A 15,327-nucleotide genomic window follows, 5' to 3' on the forward strand; every position below is an offset into this window, starting at 1 on the left:
GGATACCCGCTCAGCCGAGCCCGTTTCGGCCGCGATTCCGGCTTGATCCCATCGCTCCCGGGGGCGTCACAGGGGCGCGGGTCACGCGATCACGGCAGGGGTACGGGCTGACGGACTGGCAGCGGATACGGCTGACGGTACGACTGGCTGGTGCGGCCGCCGGCGCGGCTGCTGGTGCGACGAGGGTGAGCGCTGCGCTTGTGGGGCGCAGAAATCTGTGGGGTTGGTGCGGTGCTGGTCGTACAAGAAGCTTGTACAGAAGGGGAGTTCGTGCGGGGACTGCGTCCCGGAAGTTCCTGCGGGATCTCCGTGCGGGATCTCCGTGCGGGGACCACGTACGGGATCGTCGTACGCGGTCCGGCTCAGCGGACGAGCACCGCTTCGTCCGCGGTGCTGGTCAGGGCGTGGTCCGCGAGGGCCGGACTGGCGGGGTACGGCAGGGCCTCGCCGGTGTCCGGGGCGATGCTGCGGGCGGAGGGGGAGGAGCCGTGCGCCTCGGCCCTGATGCGCTGCTTCATCGTGGGCGGCAGCGAGCGGCTGCTGGGGCGCGGGGCCGGCAGCAGTGCGGCGCAGGACGGTGTCCTGGTGGGGGTCGGCGTGGCGCGCGTGCCGTTCGCCGCGGCGACGGCTGCGGCCGGGACGGCGGCGGCCTGGTCGGCGGCGGTGTGGACGCGGGCGGTGCGGGCCGGAGTGGCGAAGCCGAGCCCGGCGACGAGCTTGAGGAGCACGCCGACGAAGGCGCTCCAGAAGGCGGTGACGTTCTTGAAGACGTTCATGACCTCTCGATTCCTTGGTGCGGAAATCTGACTTCTCCGATCATGAGGAAGACGGCACGGAATCGTGGGAGCCGCACCCCGGATTCGCGGATATACACATAAACGCCACTCATTCGGACCAAGGGGGTCCTGTGCCGCCCCGCACCGACGGGGCCGAGGCCGGTCCTGACGCGCTGGATAAGGTGGCGGCGTGTCCCCTCCCGAGGAGCCGCCCCGGCGCGGCGAACAGGCCGAGGTCGCCGCGTTCCGCCAGGCCCTGGGCCTCGACGCCCTCATCGACGTGCACACCCACTTCATGCCCGAGCGCGTCATGGCCAAGGTGTGGGCGTACTTCGACGCGGCCGGTCCGCTCGTCGGCCGCGCCTGGCCGATCGCGTACCGCGAGGAGGAGCGGCGGCGTGTCGAGACCCTGCGCGGCTTCGGCGTCCGGGCCTTCACCTCGATGCTCTATCCGCACAAGCCCGGCATGGCGCGCTGGCTGAACGACTGGGCCGCCGACTTCGCCGCCCGCACCCCGGACTGCCTGCACACCGCGACGTTCTTCGCCGAGCCCGGCGCCCCCGACGACGTACGCCGCGCCCTCGCCCAGGGCGCGCGCGTCTTCAAGTGCCACCTCCAGGTCGGCGGCTACGACCCCAACGACCCGCTGCTCGACGACGTCTGGGGCCTGCTCGCCGACACCGGCGTTCCCGTCGTCACCCACTGCGGCTCCGGCCCGGTCCCCGGCCCCTTCACCGGCCCCGCCCCCGTCGCCGCCCTGCTCGCCAGGCACCCGCGGCTGCGGCTCGTCGTCGCCCACCTGGGAATGCCGGAGTACGAGGACTTCCTCGGCCTCGCCGAGCGGCACGAGCGGGTCCTGCTCGACACCACCATGGCCTTCACCGACTTCAGCGAGTCCGCCGCCCCCTTCCCGCCCGCGGCCCTGCCCCGCCTGTCCGCCCTCGCCGACCGCGTCCTGCTCGGCACGGACTTCCCCAACATCCCCTATCCCTACGCCCACGCCCTCCACGCCCTGGAATCCACCGGCCTCGGCGCCGCCTGGCTCCGCGCCGTCTGCCACGACAACGCCGCCCGCCTCTTCGCCCTACCGGCCCTCCCCTAGCGGGCGGAGTCGGGGTCCGGGTCGGCGTTGGGGTCCGGGTCCGGGGCGGAGTCCGGGTCGGGGTCCGGGCTCGGGTCTTGGGGGGTCAGCATCTGGAGGAGGAGGGTGCGGAGCTCGGCGTCGGGGAGGGCGGGGAGGCGGGTGAAGGCGCCGGAGCCGCGGGCCAGGACGACGCCGATGAAGGCGGCGGCGATGAGTTCGGCGCGCAGGGCGGGATCGGGGGTGCCCTCGGCGAGCAGGCGCCGGTGGAGGGGGTCCACGACACGGCGGTGCAGCTCCGCGCGGGTGGCCTGCTGACCGGCCGGGTCCTCGTGGGGGCGGACGGCGACCTGGTAGACGGGGTTGGGGCCGTGGCGCCGGGTGCGGTCGAGGATGGTCGCCAGACGGTCGGGGTCGAGGAGGTCGACGATGTCGTCCGGGCCGTCGTTGGTGCGCAGCGTGGCGATGTAGAGCTGGGCCTTGCCGCCGAAGTAGCGGGCGATCATCGCCGGGTCGACCCCGGCGCGGCTGCCGATGGCCCGCGCGGTGGTGCGGTCGTACCCGTGCTCGGCGAACAGCTCGCCCGCGGCCTTCAGCAGGCGTTCGCGGCTGCCCGCCGCGTCGCGCCGGTGCTGGGCCGCCCCGGCGGGCCGTTCGTCGGCCGGTGTCGTTCCACTCATTCCGCGGCCGTTCCGTCCAGTTCGTGGAGGTCGTCGTGTTCGCCGGGCCGCGCCCGCACCCGGGGGCGCGTCTGGGCCGCCACCGCGGGCCGTGCCGACGGGCCGGGCCGTGCCGACGAACCGCGTCGGTGCCACGGCACGGCCACCGCCACCACGGCGGCGGCGAGCCAGACGCCGCAGCTCAGCAGCCCCACCGCACTGTACCCACCGGACGTGGGGAACGCCGCGCCTTCCGCGGTGTGCGCTTCGAGCACGGCCGCGCTCAGCGCGCTGCCGACCGCGTAACCGATGTAGCGCAGCACCTGGTTGAAGCTCATGGCGCTGCCCGTCTCGTGCGCGGGCACCGCGCGGACGAGGAAGCCCGGCACGACCGCGAAGATGACCCCGACGCCGAGGCCCGCGACGAACATGACCGCCATGATCTGCGCCATGTTCCCGCGCCATGCGGTGAACAGGGCCATCGCGGCGAGCAGCACCAGGCAGCTCATCGGCAGGACCCGCTGGGGCGAGATCCGGCGGACCAGCACCGGGGTGAGCCGGTTGGCCAGGAAGCTGCCCAGGGAGAACGGCGTCAGGGCGAGACCGGCCACGACCACCGTCCGGCCCAGCCCGTAGCCCGTGGTGGCGGGCGTCTGCACCAGCCTGGTGACGGTGGACAGCAGCAGGTACATGCCGACGCCCGCGAGCACCGCCGCGACGCTCGCGGTCAGCACCGCCCGGTCACGTACCAGCCGCAGTGTGACCAGCGGATGATCCGTACGCAGCTCCCACCACACCCAGCCCGCGAAGAGCAGGACGGACGCGGCGATCATGCCGTCCACGCGCGCCGAGGCCCAGCCCCAGCTCTCGCCCTCGCTGATCGCGACCAGCAGCGACGCGGTGGCCACGGCCAGCAGCACCGCGCCGACCCCGTCCAGCCGGACGCGGGCGCGATGCCGCGCGGCCGGGACGACCCACGCGGCGGCGGCCAGGCCGAGCACGCTGACGGCCACGCCGAACCAGTACGCCGCGCGGACGCCGCCGCCCTGCGCGATCAGACCGGTGAGCGGATAGCCCAGGCCCACCCCCGTCACGGCGGTGATCGACAGCAGGGCGATCACCGGAACGGCGCGGGCGGCGGGCAGTACGTCCCTGGCCACGGCGATGGTCAGCGGCGTGAGCCCGAGACCGATGCCCTGGAGGGCGCGGCCGACGAGCAGCGCGGCGAAGCCCAGGGGGAGCGCCGCCAGCACGCAGCCGACGACGACCAGCGCGAGGGTACCGACGACGACGGTCCTGCGGTGCGGCCCGTCACCGAGCCGCCCCATCACGGGCGTGGCCACCGCCGCCACCAGTTGGGTGATCGTCAGCGACCACTGCGCGTCGGTCACGGACACGTGGTCCATCGAGGCGATGGACGGGATGAGCGGTGCCCCGAGGCTGCCGATCACGGCGGTGACCAGGCATATGAACGCCAGACAGGGCACCAGTGCCCGCGACCGTGCCGACTCCATCGTGCTCCTCGCGCCCGGGCCCTGAGGCACCGTGTGATGCGTGCGCCCGACAGGGGCGGACCGATGCCTACAGCCGATGTCTACATGTGATGTCTACACCCGATGATAAGCAGATGTGATCGGCGCGATCAGCCCCGCCCCCGGGGTCCGAGGCCCGGGGGCGGGGGGTGGGGCGGGTTTGGCGCGGGCGGCGCGGGCCGGAGCGGACTTCCTGGTGCCGCCCGTCAGCCCACGGCTCCTGCTCCTGCTCCTGCTCCTGCTCCGGCTCCGGCTCCGGTTCCTGCTCCTGCGACGGGGCCGACCGGCGTGTCCCCGCTCAACGTGATGCGGTGCATGACGCGGTGCTGGTCGCCGTAGTCGCGGTTGGCGTAGTGCGCGGTGCTGCGGTTGTCCCACAGGGCCACGTCACCGGCGCTCCACCGGTGGCGTACGAGGTGCTCGGGCTTGGTGAGATGGGCGTAGAGGATGTCGAGCAGCCCCCGGCTCTCGTGGTCCGACACCCCGAGAACGTGCGAGGTGAAGCCCGGGTTGACGAAGAGCCCCTTGCGCCCGCTCTCGGGGTGCACCCGCACCACGGGGTGCTCCACTGGCTTCAGCTCGGTGTACTCCTCTCCCTCCCACACGTTCCCGCGGCCCTTCCTGCGCTGGGCCAGGTAGTACCCGAACTCGCGGGTGCCGTCGTGCACCGCCGTCAGCGAGTCGGCCCACGCCCGCAGCCCCGGCGACAGCGACTCGTAGGCGAGCTGGCTGTCGGCCCATGTCGTGTCGCCGCCGTTGGGCGGCAGCAGCACCGCGCGCAGTACGGAGATCGCCGGCGGGCGCCGTACGAACGTCACGTCCGTGTGCCAGACGTCCGCGAAGCCGTTGTCCTGGCTGTCGACTGCGTACACCTCGGGGGCCACGTCGCCGGAGTCGTGGATCGGGTGCCCGGTGGTGACCTCGCCCAGGCGGCGGCCGAACTCGATCTGCGCCGCGTCGTCGATGTCCTGGCCCCGGACGAAGAGCACCTTGTGCTCCACGAGGGCCGCCCTGATCGCGGTGACCTGGTCGTCGTCCAGCCGGCCGAGGTCGATGCCGTGGATCTCCGCGCCGAAGCGCGGGCCGAGCGGGGTGATCGGCAGACGGGACGCCGTTGAGGACGGGGTCGCCCTCGGCGACGGGGACGGCCTTGACGACGGGGACGGCGTTGACGACGTCGTCGGACGGTCGGCGTCGGTTACGGCGGGCTGCTCGCTGGTGATGCTCACCTGTGGTTCCTCCTCTGTCGCGGATGGTGCGGGTGTCGCGGGTATCGCGGATGTCGCGGATGTCGTCGATACGGAGCGCGGGTGTCGTGGATGGAGAGGTCGTGAGGACCGGGGACCAGGGATCAGGCCGCCGCGGCCTTCACGGTGTGCGCGACCCGGGCGCGCAGCTCGGCGAATTCCTCGCTGTCGCGCAGCGCGTCGGCGTCGATGTCGCCGCGCGGCAGCGGGATCGGCAGGTCGAGGGCCACGGTGCCCGGCCCCTTGGTCAGCACCACGATGCGGGTGCCGAGGAAGACCGCCTCGTCCGCCGAGTGCGTGACGAAGACGGTGGTCCGCCCGGTCTGCGCGGTCACCAGGCGTACGTCCTCCTGGAGCCGTTCGCGGGTCAGCGCGTCGAGCGCCGCGAACGGCTCGTCCAGCAGGAACAGCGGGTGGTCGGCGGCCAGGGCGCGGGCGATGGCGACGCGCTGCTGCTGGCCGCCGGAGATCTCCCAGATCCGCCGCTTCTCGGTGCCCTCCAGGCCGACGCGTGCGAGGAGTTCCGCACGGCGCCGGGGCCACTGGTCCCGGTCGACCCCGGCGTAGCGCAGGGCCAGGTCGATGTTGCCCTTCACCGTGCGCCACGGGAAGAGCCGGGGCTGCTGGAACACCACGCCGGCCGCCTTGCCGGGCAGCGGCTCGACGCCCGACACCCGTACTGAGCCGTGGGCGGGCCGCTCGAATCCGGCGATCAGCCGCAGCAGCGTGCTCTTGCCGCAGCCGGACGCGCCGACGAGCACCAGGAACTCGCCCGCGGGCACGGTCAGATCGACCGGTCCCACGGCCGTCACCGCCTCCTCGCCCTTGCCGTACCGGTGGGTGACGCGGTCGAGCGCGATGACCCCGGCGGCGGGTGTGGCGTCGGCACGGTTGGTGTCGGAGCGGGTGGTGTCGGAGCGGTTGGTGTCGGCACGAGTGGCGTTGGCGGGTCCGGCAGCCTCGGGCCCGGTGGTCTTGTCGGCCGTCCGGCCAACGGTCCCGCTCGCGGTCTCACTTGAGGACATCGGGCAGCCCCTTCAGATACAGCGCCTTGCCGACGACGTCCTCGGACGGCGCGGCGTCGATCTGCTTCTGGTCGGCCAGGAACCGGGCGGTGCCGGTGAGATACGTCGCGAGCTTGCCCGGCTGCCCCTCCGTACCCAGCCACGCGGCGGAGGCGACCTCGTCCGGGGTGAGGAACACGCCCTGCGCGAGCTGCTTCCTGGCGTCGTCCGCGCTGATGTTCAGCTCGGCGGAGACGGCCTTGACCGTGCCCTCGGGATCGGACTTGAGCAGCCCGAGCGCCTGCGCCTGCGCCTTGCGCCACACGTCGATCGCGTGCGGGTCCTTGGCGATCAGCGCGTCCGAGACCACGGCCAGGTCCAGCGTCGGCTTGCCGCCCGCGCTGATCTCCTTGCTGCTGATCAACTGCGTTCCGGTCTTGCGCAGTTCGTCCAGGGTCGGCAGCCACACATACGCGGCGTCGATGTCCCCCCGCTGCCACGCGGCGAGGATCGCCTGCGGCTGGAGGTCGACGAGCTTGACGTCCGACGCCTTGAGGCCCGCCGCGTCCAGCGCCGCCAGCAGGCTGTAGTGCGAGGTGGAGGCGAACGGTGTCGCGACCGTCTTCCCCTTGAGACCGGCCACATCGGATATGCCGGTGCTCTTGCGGGCCACCAACGCCTCGTTCTCGCCCGCGACATCGAGGATGAACGCGGCCTTGTACGGGATCGGCGAGGAGCCGGAGATCCCGCGCGCGAAGGGGCTGGAGCCGAGGGCGCCGATGTCGAGGGACTTGCCCAGGAACGCCTGGTTGACGCTGGCGCCCGAGTCGAACTTGATCCAGGTGATCTTGTAGTCCGGCAGCGCCTTCTCCAGCAGCTTGTGGTTCTTCACGAGCAAGTCGCCGCTGGGGAAGGCGAAGTAGCCGATGCGCAGCCGCTTGGAACCGCCGGACGAGCTGCCGCCGTCCGAGCCGCAGGCGGTGAGGGCGACGGAGGCCGCGGCGGCCAGCGCACCGCCGAGCAGCAGGCGGCGCGAGGGTCCTTGGGCGGCGGTGCCGACGGGAACTCGGTGCTTCCAGGCAGACATGGGGAGCCGTTTCTGTGCGAGGAGGGGACGGGCGGGGCGAAGGGCGTACGGGGTACCGGTTGCGGGTTGCGGGTTGCGGGTTGCGGGTTGCGGGTTACGGGGGCCCGGAGCCGCGGGCTGCTCGCTGCGGGCCGCGAGGGACCGGGCCACGGACGGGGGGCGGGGGGTCGGCCGGGAACTAGGAACGGCCGCGCCACGGCACGACGCTGCGCTCCAGCCACAGCAGCAGACCGTCGATGACGAGCCCCGAGACGCCGATGGTGAAGATGCCGACGAGCACCACCGGCGTGTTGTTGTAGTTGGCGGCGTCCTTGACCATGCCGCCGATGCCGGGCAGCCCGTTGACCAGCTCGGCGGCGACGAGGGAGGAGTACGTGACCCCGACCGCCAGCCGGACGCCGGTGAGGATCTCCGGCAGCGCCGACGGGGCGATGACGTCCCGCATGACGTCCCACCGCGACCCGCCGAGCGCGTGGGCCGCTTCGACAAGGCCGCGCGGCGCGGCGGCGACGGCCGCGGTGGTCGACACCGCCACGGGCGGGAAGGCGGCGATGGCCAGCAGGGTGATCTTCGGTTCCTCGTTGATGCCCAGCCAGATGATCAGCAGGGAGAAGTACGCCAGCGGCGGCAGCGTCCGCAGGAAGGTGATCCAGGGTTCGAACAGCGAGCGCACCCAGCCGACCGTGCCCATGAGCAGGCCGAACAGCACTCCGAGGGCGATGCCGATACCGCCGCCGATCGCGATGCGGCGCAGGCTGATGGCCAAGTGGTCGATGAGAGTGGTGCCGTTGTAGCCCCGCACCCCGTCGTGCGTCGTGGACACGTCGATGAACGCGTCCCACACCTTGGCCGGGGGCGGCACCAGCGTCTCGCTCCACTTCCCGCTCGCCGCCAGCAGTTGCCACAGCACGAGGAAGAGCAGGAGCGAGCCGAGCGGCAGCGCGAGACGGCGTACGCGCGCCCAGACGCCCTTCGCGCGAGGACGGCCGCGCCCCGGCGGCTCGGCCGGATCGGTCGGATCGGCCGGATCGTCGGATATCGCGGCGGGACCGGCTTCTGGCAGGCGTGAGGTGGCGGACAACGGACTGCCTCCATGGGGGTGCCAGGGCAGGCGCGGTCGACGTCAAGCGACAGCGGCGACTGTCCCCGAGCGAGAGCAGAAGGGGAAAAGGGCAGAGCCGAACGCCCCACGACGGGGTGGGCTCAACGAAGTTCGGGAAAGGGGCCGCGCCGGGTCGAGGACCGAACGGCGGGCGGCGTCAGAGACGCGTGATCAGCGACAACACGAAACCGGGCGTCGGCACAGGTCGATGACCAGGCGTCGCACCAAAAGATCGTGATTCATGGGTCATATTTGTACAGCAGACCCGTCCCCGCACCAAGAGTCCGTCCACCCTCTGGTACAAACCCCTCCGCCCCCGCCCCCCTGACGCGCCCGGCCTGGGGTTCGGGACCGCCTATACGTATGACCATCTGTCCTGGCGGAGCTTCCGGGACAAGCCGTGGTACGGCGCGGTGCCGACCCTGACCGCCGCCGCCGCGGTCACCGCCCGGATGCGCCTGGGCACCCTGGTGACGTCGGCCAAGCCGCGTTCATACATCACGAGCTGACCTGCGGAAACAACCGAAATAGACGAGGTCAGAGGTGTTCGAGTTCAACCGCCCACGCCTCGGAATCGTCGTAGCGGAAGGCGACCAATCCCAGCTACCCGTGCACCGAGTTCGACTGCCGCTCCGACGAGTGACCCGACGGCCGGTGGCGGGGGCCATCGCCTGTCCGAGCGTCGCCGTTCTCCCAACGCAACCGAGGAGCGTCAACTCCGAACGGCCCGGAGCCGGGTCCGCTACCCTGCCGAGTCAGTGATCTCCGAGATCGCACGGGCTGGAAGGTGCATCGTGACTGGGCAGTTGCACGGAATGGCCGTTGATGTGCTGCGCCGCATGGAGCGTGCCTACTCCTGTGGAGAGCCGGGTCAGCTGCGCGGCGTCCGTGACAGCGTTGCCGCATTCGAGTTCGTCCTCCGGTTCGCTTCTCTCCTGTCTCTCGCTACGCTCCGGTCTGCCGGAGTCACGGCTCCGAAGATCGCACGATCACCTGGTCTTGCGGGTTGGGTGGCCTCCCTGTCCGAGCTGGGCCCGCTTCTGGATGTTGCAGGGGAGGGAGAGGCGATCGTCCGGGTGCGGGCCGCCGTCGAGCGTGTCCGTGAGCTCTATCGGGACGGGCCTGGTGGAGGGCTTCCCTTCGACTCCTACAAGATGCTGCGGGACCACCTCAGCCATGGCGGCCCCGTACCGGATGGAGTGGCTGCCCCCGTCGAAGCGCTGACCGGCAGGTTCTGGAACGCGATGGCCGACTGCCTGGAGGGTGCGGAGGTCCGGAGCATCGGAGGCGGCTTCGAGAGGCATCCTGTCTTCACCTGGGGAACCGACTCGGTAGACTTGTTTCCGTTCTTCTACGTGTCCAAGGACGGAAGTTGGCAGATCTTCTCTGCCTTCAATCATAAGAAGCCGTCGTACATCAGTTTCGGTGATCCGAAGCGGACGCTTGTCCGACCGAGGAGTGATGAGGCTTCGACGGATCTGGCTCAGCTGCTCAGAAAGCCCCGGTCCGCGGACGATCAGGGCGATCTCTTTCGCGACGCCATCCTGAAGGATCTCGCCGGCTTCCAGGAGGCGAGCGGACCTCCAGCGCATGCATACGATGACGTAGGCGTTGGTTTCGTTATCGAGTGGCACCGCGCCACGAGCGACGGAGTAGAACTCCGGATGGACCACTTCCGAGTCGGGAAAGATGGTTTGCGCGAGTGGCGGGACGACGGCGCGGGCTGGCTTTCGTACAGTGCTTTTCTGCGCAGGATCGCCAACCTCGGGGTTGTCGCGCGTCGCCTCTGGCACGAGATGGATCAGCTCGAGAAGCGGCTGATCCAGGAGGAGGTCGAGGGTCTCGGCTGGAGCGGCGAGACGACATTGCTGCCAGCGACCGTCACGGTGCGGGACGACGGGAACAGGGCGGAGCCGCAGCGCAAGACCTTCAGCGATCTGATCGACGACCTCGACGATGAGGTAGGGGTCGAGCACGGTCAGACGCTGATCTATTTCGTCAACGGTGAAGCCGGGATCGGAAAGACCCGGGCCATGCTGTCGGCTGCGCTGCATCGGGCCGCAGAGGTGGCGACGGGAGACCAGGCGGAGGGTATCCCGCTCTTCCTGTACATCCGGTCGAACGGTCATGTGCTCGAGAATTTGGTCGAGGTGGTCAACAGTGCTGTCGCCACCACCCGGAATCTGACCGACCTAGCGGTGAAGGCGCTGTGCCGGAACGGGGTGATGGCGCTTCTCATCGACGGCTTCGACGAGCTCCTCGGCGGTGCCGGGTTTAATGATGCGGTGACGGCGCTGCGGCCCTGGCTCGAAGAGCTCGACGGGCGCGGCGTGCTGATCGTGTCGGCCCGCTCGTCGTACTATGCGAACCAGTTCCAGGAGAGCCTGAGGTACGCACAGGACGAGGGCGTCAGCGTCCACCACAAGATCGCTGAAATGAACAGGTGGTCCGTCAGCGAGGTGAAGGACTTCATGGCCGCCCACGAGATCCCCTCGGCGCGGCTTAAGGAGCTGTCCCGTGACGATAGGGAACTCCTACGCCTTCCTTTCTTCGCCCGCGCCTTCGCCGAGATGGCGCGGGTGTCCGGCGAGGTCTCGAATGTTGCCGGACGGCTCATCGGCGAGTATCTCCGGCGCGAGGAGAAGAAGTTGAGCTACTCGCTCGATGACACCACGCCCATGCTGTCAGGTGACGAGCTTCGCTGTGTGTTCGAGTTCGCAGCCGAGTGCATGGTCGACAACAGTGAGCGGGAGATCAGCACAGTCGACCTCGAGATCGGTGCTGCGACGGTGCTCGGGCTGAACGACGTCGAGGATTTGAACGAGGCGCGACCGCATCTGCGCGACCGACTCCAGGTCCTGTGCGGCATGGCGTCCGGTGCGTCCGGGGTAGGGCACGGCAGAAGGTTCCGCTTTCAGCACGAGTTGTTCTTCGACTACTTCCTCGCCGGGCTGGCCCTCGGGTACGCGAACAGCGGTGATGTACGGCGCTTCTACCGACTCCTGAAGGCGTCGGAGTGGCGTCCGGCGATGGTCAAGCGCGTGGTCTCCGAGTTGCCGGGCATGAAGCTTCAGAGCCTCCTTGCCGGCTTCGATCTGACAGCCGAATCACAACCTCTCTCCCGAGGGTTCGCCTCGCTTAATCTGGGATCCTTGTGGTCCACGATGATCCGGATGACGAAGGAGATGCCGTCGGTCACCATTTGTGATGCGACGTTCATCGATCCACTCGATCTCACGGGCGTGGCCATCGTCGACAGTCGATTCGCTCGGTGCACCCTCTCGAGTTTGACCCTGCCCGCAGGATCAAACTGGAGTCTCACACTCGACCGTTGTGCGGTGCGCTCCCTGACAACTGCTCACAACGCCGATCTGTCCGGGATGCATGGGATCATTCACACAGGCCTCGTGGAGCTATTCGTCCCAGGACGCGAGGTCTGTTTCCGGCGCCCGGAAATCTTGACGACGCTACGTCAGTTGGGTGCCGGCATCGCTGACGACGAGGCGGCCAGCCAGCAGCCCCCACCCGCAGTGGAAGCCGCCCGCCACTTTCTGAAGAACCTGGGGGACAGCGGAAAGATGTCCATGGTTCTTCCGTCCGGCTACCTGCCGGAAGACCACAGGCTCAAGTGGGCATGGGACTACGAGGACGAGTGGAAGCCATTTGTGGACGCGCTCGTAGCCGCGGGGCTGGCTTCGCGGACTGCCTTGCCCACGAGCGGCAGTCGGAAGATGCGCGTGCGTCTCCGGATCGGCCCCAGCAAGATCCTGTTGGAGGATTCGGATGATCAGCGGGTCCAATTGTTCTGGACGTCGCGCCGCGACGGGTAGCTGCAGCGAGCGCGTAGGGTCGGGGTATGCGTCTGAGTACGGTGATCCTCCCCATCCACCATTGGGGCGAGGGACAGAATATCTGGCGGCGGGCCGAGGATCTCGGATTCTACGCCGCCTAGACCTACGACCATCTGTCGTGGCGGACCTTCAGGGATAAGCCGTGGTTCGGCGCGGTATCGACGCTGACCGCGGCCGCGGTGGTAGCCGAACGCATCCAGCTTTGCACACTCGTGACGTCGGCCAAGCCGCGTTCATGCATCACGAGCTGACCTTGGACTATTCGTCATCTGGGCACACCCGGACCGACGATCGGATGATCCGCACAGAGCAACCTAATGCCGCACCACATACCGGAACCCGTAGAAGGTGATGCGCTCCAGTTCGTCGTATTGGCCGTCCAGGACCGATTCGTGCAGGGCGCGTTCCCATAGGGTGACGTCCGCGCCCCGGCAGCCTGTGATGTGCTCGGTTGCGGTTTCCTGGAGAAGCGACGGGATCTTGGTTGCCTCGGGTCGGCCCTGGGCCGCGTACGCCTCCTGCGCCTGCCGAAGCGCCGCAGTACCTGCTGCCGTGTCTCCCCGGACGAGGTGGGCACGGCCCAGAGTGAGCAGAGCGCCAGCCGCGACGACGGGGTCGCCGCCGTCTTCGGACAGCGCGAGCGCGCGGATCGCGCAGTCCAGGGCCGGTTCGGCGTAGCACTTGGGACAGACGGCGAGATAGAGAGCGGCGAGATCGGTCAGGATGATGAGCTGGCTGACCCGGTTCCCGCGTTCGAGGGCGATCCGCAGGGCATGGCACAAGTGCCAGATACCGCAGGTTCCGTAGGTCACCGCGTTCCAGTCCATGAGGGTGAGCGCGAGGTTCACGTGCGCGTTCTGCTGTGTGTCGGTGCGGCTGCCGCGGGCACCGTGGCGGCTGGTGCTCAGCACGGAGAGCGCCGTCACCAATGTGTCGGCGGCCTGGGAGTGCCGACCGAGCTTGCGCTGAGCGTCGCCTAGGGCGACGAGCGCCTGAACCGCTCCCAGCTCGTCTCCTTGGGAGCGGCAGATGTCCAGGTCGGCCCGGTGGTTGGACGCGGCGTCGTGGTACCGGCCCAGCTGGAACTGGACGAGGCCCAGGTTGTGCAGCGCCCTGCCCCGGACGAGCTCATTCGGTGCGAGCAGCGCCGCGCGTTCCAGGTGGGGCAGCGCCTCGGCGGACCGATGATCCGCCCGGTAGGCGTTGCCGAGGTTCGAGGACGCCATGGCGAACTCGTACGCGCTCAGGTTGTGTGCCGCCTCCAGGGTCGCTTCGGCGGCGGCGGTCCACTCCCGGCCTAGTCTGCGGAACTCCCAGTACGTCGACATGTCGTTGGCCAGGTGCACCGCTTCGCGACGCCGGCCGTGTTCGCAGGCTGCCACCACAACCGCGGCGACAGCGCGGTGTTCGGTGTCCAGCCACTCGACCGCCTGACGCCGGTCCTTCGCGCGGCCCGTGTCCCGGGAGACGCTGCGGCAGGTCGCCGGGACGCGCCGCCTGTAGTGGTGCAGCATCCGGTCCAGAGCGGCCTCGTACTCCCCGGGCGCCACCTGTTCGGCCGCGTACAGGCGCAGGAGGTCGTGCGTGTCCCAGCGGCTGTCCGGCCGTCTGCGCAGCAGGTGGCGCCGGACCAGGTCTGCCAGCAGGCGGTAGGTGTCCTGGGCGCTGCGGTCGAGACCGATGGCGGCCGTTTCCTGGCCGATGTCCGGGCCGGGCAGGGCGCCGATCAGTCGGAAAGCGCGTTGGGATGCGTCGGCGAGCCGGTCGAAGGACAGGTCGAACGCGGCGCGCACGGCCAGCGGACGGCCGTCGGCATCCACGTCGTCATAGCTGAGCAGGCCGAGCCGGGCGTGCGCCTGGGAGAGGGCCTCGGCCTGGGCGGCGAGTGAATGGTAGGGGTCGTCGCGCAGTTGTGCGGCGGTGATGCGCAGCGCCAGAGGCAGGAAACCGCACAGCTCGGCGATCCGGCGGGCGGCGCCGGGCTCGGCCGTCACCCGGTCGTCGGCGGGGCACGCCTGGCGCAGTGCACGATCCAGCATCAGGACCGACTCCTGCTCGGACAGCGAGTCGAGCCGGACGACACGGGCCGACGGGAGCGCCGAAAGCGTGTCGCGGGACGTGACGAGCAGCCGGTGCGGAGGATGAGGTACCAGTCCTGTCAGCTGCTTCGCGGACACGGCGTTGTCCAGCACCATCAGCACCGGCGGCCGTCCGGCGAGCAGGGAGCGCAAGGCCCCGGCCCGCTCCCTCGCCGGCGGCGGCGCCGCACGTCGACCCAGATCGCGCAGCAAGACCGCAGCGGCCCCAGCGGCGTCGAGGGAGGCATCCGGGCTGAAGCCGAGCAGGTCGACGAACAGCACCCCGCCGGAAAACCAGCCCGCCCGGCGGGCCCGGTCGGCGACGTGAACTGCCAGCGTGGTCTTGCCGACACCCGCCATGCCGGCGGCGACGAGCACAACCTCCGCCGGAGCACCCGGCTCGAGTAAACCGAGGAGTTCGCTCACCTGGGCATCGCGCCCGGTGAAGTCCGCGATGTCTGCGGGCAGCGTCCGGGGGCTCACCGGCTTCCTGGGCGCGCCGGGTGGTTTCTTCCGGGGCCGACCGCCGCGCTTCTCGGCCGCCCGCTGATCGTTGGCATTCCTCAGCAGTTGGCTCCACGCGCCCTCGCTGCGCTTGGTGACCTGCGCGCCCCGCTCAGCGGCCATCTGCTGCAGCACGCCCACGAGCGTGAGGAAGACCGGCGAGCCGGACTTGGGCAGGCTCTGCCCGAGCAGCCAGGGATTCACCGTGGACAAACTGACACGATCGCCGAGCGCCTCGGTGCACCGCCTCACCAGCGCCTCCCGAGGAGGGCTGCCCGCCACTGCGTAGAGGCGCGCCACTTCGGCCAGAAGCCGCCCCGCCAGGTCCTCCGTCCCCGGTAATCGGGTTCCGCCCACACACGCCTCCGGAAAACTCGGCTCACCGCAGTTGACCAGACTATTAGCG

10 protein-coding genes and 2 pseudogenes are annotated in these 15,327 nt (G+C 70.0%); 4 read left to right on the forward strand and 8 right to left on the reverse strand.

Going from position 1 to position 15,327, the window contains the following annotated elements:
• Nucleotides 1–362 precede the first annotated feature (362 nt).
• Complete coding sequence (locus ACIO6U_RS12065; protein WP_401717948.1) at nucleotides 363–776, reverse strand: DUF6344 domain-containing protein; 414 nt, start codon at nucleotides 774–776, stop codon at nucleotides 363–365.
• Nucleotides 777–966: 190 nt separating this feature from the next.
• Here ACIO6U_RS12065 and ACIO6U_RS12070 point away from each other — a divergent pair, with 190 nt between their 5' ends.
• Entirely contained in the window at nucleotides 967–1,878 is a 912-nt protein-coding gene (locus ACIO6U_RS12070) for an amidohydrolase family protein (RefSeq protein WP_355336616.1), read from the forward strand.
• On the opposite strand, the gene ACIO6U_RS12075 is transcribed toward ACIO6U_RS12070, so the two are convergent.
• The 6 genes from ACIO6U_RS12075 to ACIO6U_RS12100 all read right to left on the reverse strand — a co-directional run bounded on the left by ACIO6U_RS12075 (nucleotide 1,875) and on the right by ACIO6U_RS12100 (nucleotide 8,425).
• Entirely contained in the window at nucleotides 1,875–2,537 is a 663-nt protein-coding gene (locus ACIO6U_RS12075) for a TetR/AcrR family transcriptional regulator (RefSeq protein ID WP_401717951.1), read from the reverse strand. The genes ACIO6U_RS12070 and ACIO6U_RS12075 overlap by 4 nt on opposite strands.
• Entirely contained in the window at nucleotides 2,534–4,030 is a 1,497-nt protein-coding gene (locus ACIO6U_RS12080) for an MFS transporter (RefSeq protein ID WP_401717954.1), read from the reverse strand. The genes ACIO6U_RS12075 and ACIO6U_RS12080 overlap by 4 nt, the downstream gene beginning before the upstream one ends.
• 224 nt (nucleotides 4,031–4,254) lie before the next feature.
• On the reverse strand, nucleotides 4,255–5,151 hold the full coding sequence (locus tag ACIO6U_RS12085; RefSeq protein ID WP_401718520.1) for a TauD/TfdA dioxygenase family protein: 897 nt from the start codon (nucleotides 5,149–5,151) through the stop codon (nucleotides 4,255–4,257).
• 248 nt (nucleotides 5,152–5,399) lie between these two features.
• Entirely contained in the window at nucleotides 5,400–6,155 is a 756-nt protein-coding gene (locus ACIO6U_RS12090) for an ATP-binding cassette domain-containing protein (RefSeq protein ID WP_391043497.1), read from the reverse strand.
• Nucleotides 6,156–6,306: 151 nt separating this feature from the next.
• Entirely contained in the window at nucleotides 6,307–7,386 is a 1,080-nt protein-coding gene (locus tag ACIO6U_RS12095; protein ID WP_355336612.1) for an ABC transporter substrate-binding protein, read from the reverse strand.
• A gap of 178 nt (nucleotides 7,387–7,564) precedes the next feature.
• Entirely contained in the window at nucleotides 7,565–8,425 is an 861-nt protein-coding gene (locus ACIO6U_RS12100; protein WP_401718523.1) for an ABC transporter permease, read from the reverse strand.
• A gap of 392 nt (nucleotides 8,426–8,817) precedes the next feature.
• Here ACIO6U_RS12100 and ACIO6U_RS12105 point away from each other — a divergent pair.
• From ACIO6U_RS12105 to ACIO6U_RS12115, 3 genes and pseudogenes are all read left to right on the forward strand, one after another.
• Nucleotides 8,818–8,991: pseudogene (locus tag ACIO6U_RS12105) on the forward strand (LLM class flavin-dependent oxidoreductase); the annotation flags it as partial.
• Nucleotides 8,992–9,246: 255 nt separating this feature from the next.
• Nucleotides 9,247–12,318 carry a hypothetical protein gene (locus ACIO6U_RS12110; RefSeq protein WP_401717957.1) on the forward strand — a complete coding sequence of 1,024 codons (3,072 nt, stop codon included), beginning with the start codon at nucleotides 9,247–9,249 and terminating at the stop codon, nucleotides 12,316–12,318.
• A 26-nt stretch (nucleotides 12,319–12,344) separates the two neighbouring features.
• Nucleotides 12,345–12,584, forward strand: a pseudogene (locus ACIO6U_RS12115) (LLM class flavin-dependent oxidoreductase); the annotation flags it as partial.
• Between the two features lie 69 nt (nucleotides 12,585–12,653).
• Here the strand turns inward: ACIO6U_RS12115 and ACIO6U_RS12120 are convergent.
• Nucleotides 12,654–15,125, reverse strand: a complete 2,472-nt coding sequence (locus ACIO6U_RS12120) for a tetratricopeptide repeat protein (RefSeq protein ID WP_401717960.1) — start codon at nucleotides 15,123–15,125, stop codon at nucleotides 12,654–12,656.
• Nucleotides 15,126–15,327: the final 202 nt, after the last annotated feature.

Origin of the sequence: Streptomyces sp. NPDC087422 (assembly GCF_044744145.1) — a bacterium.
Classification (GTDB): Bacteria; Actinomycetota; Actinomycetes; order Streptomycetales; family Streptomycetaceae; genus Actinacidiphila.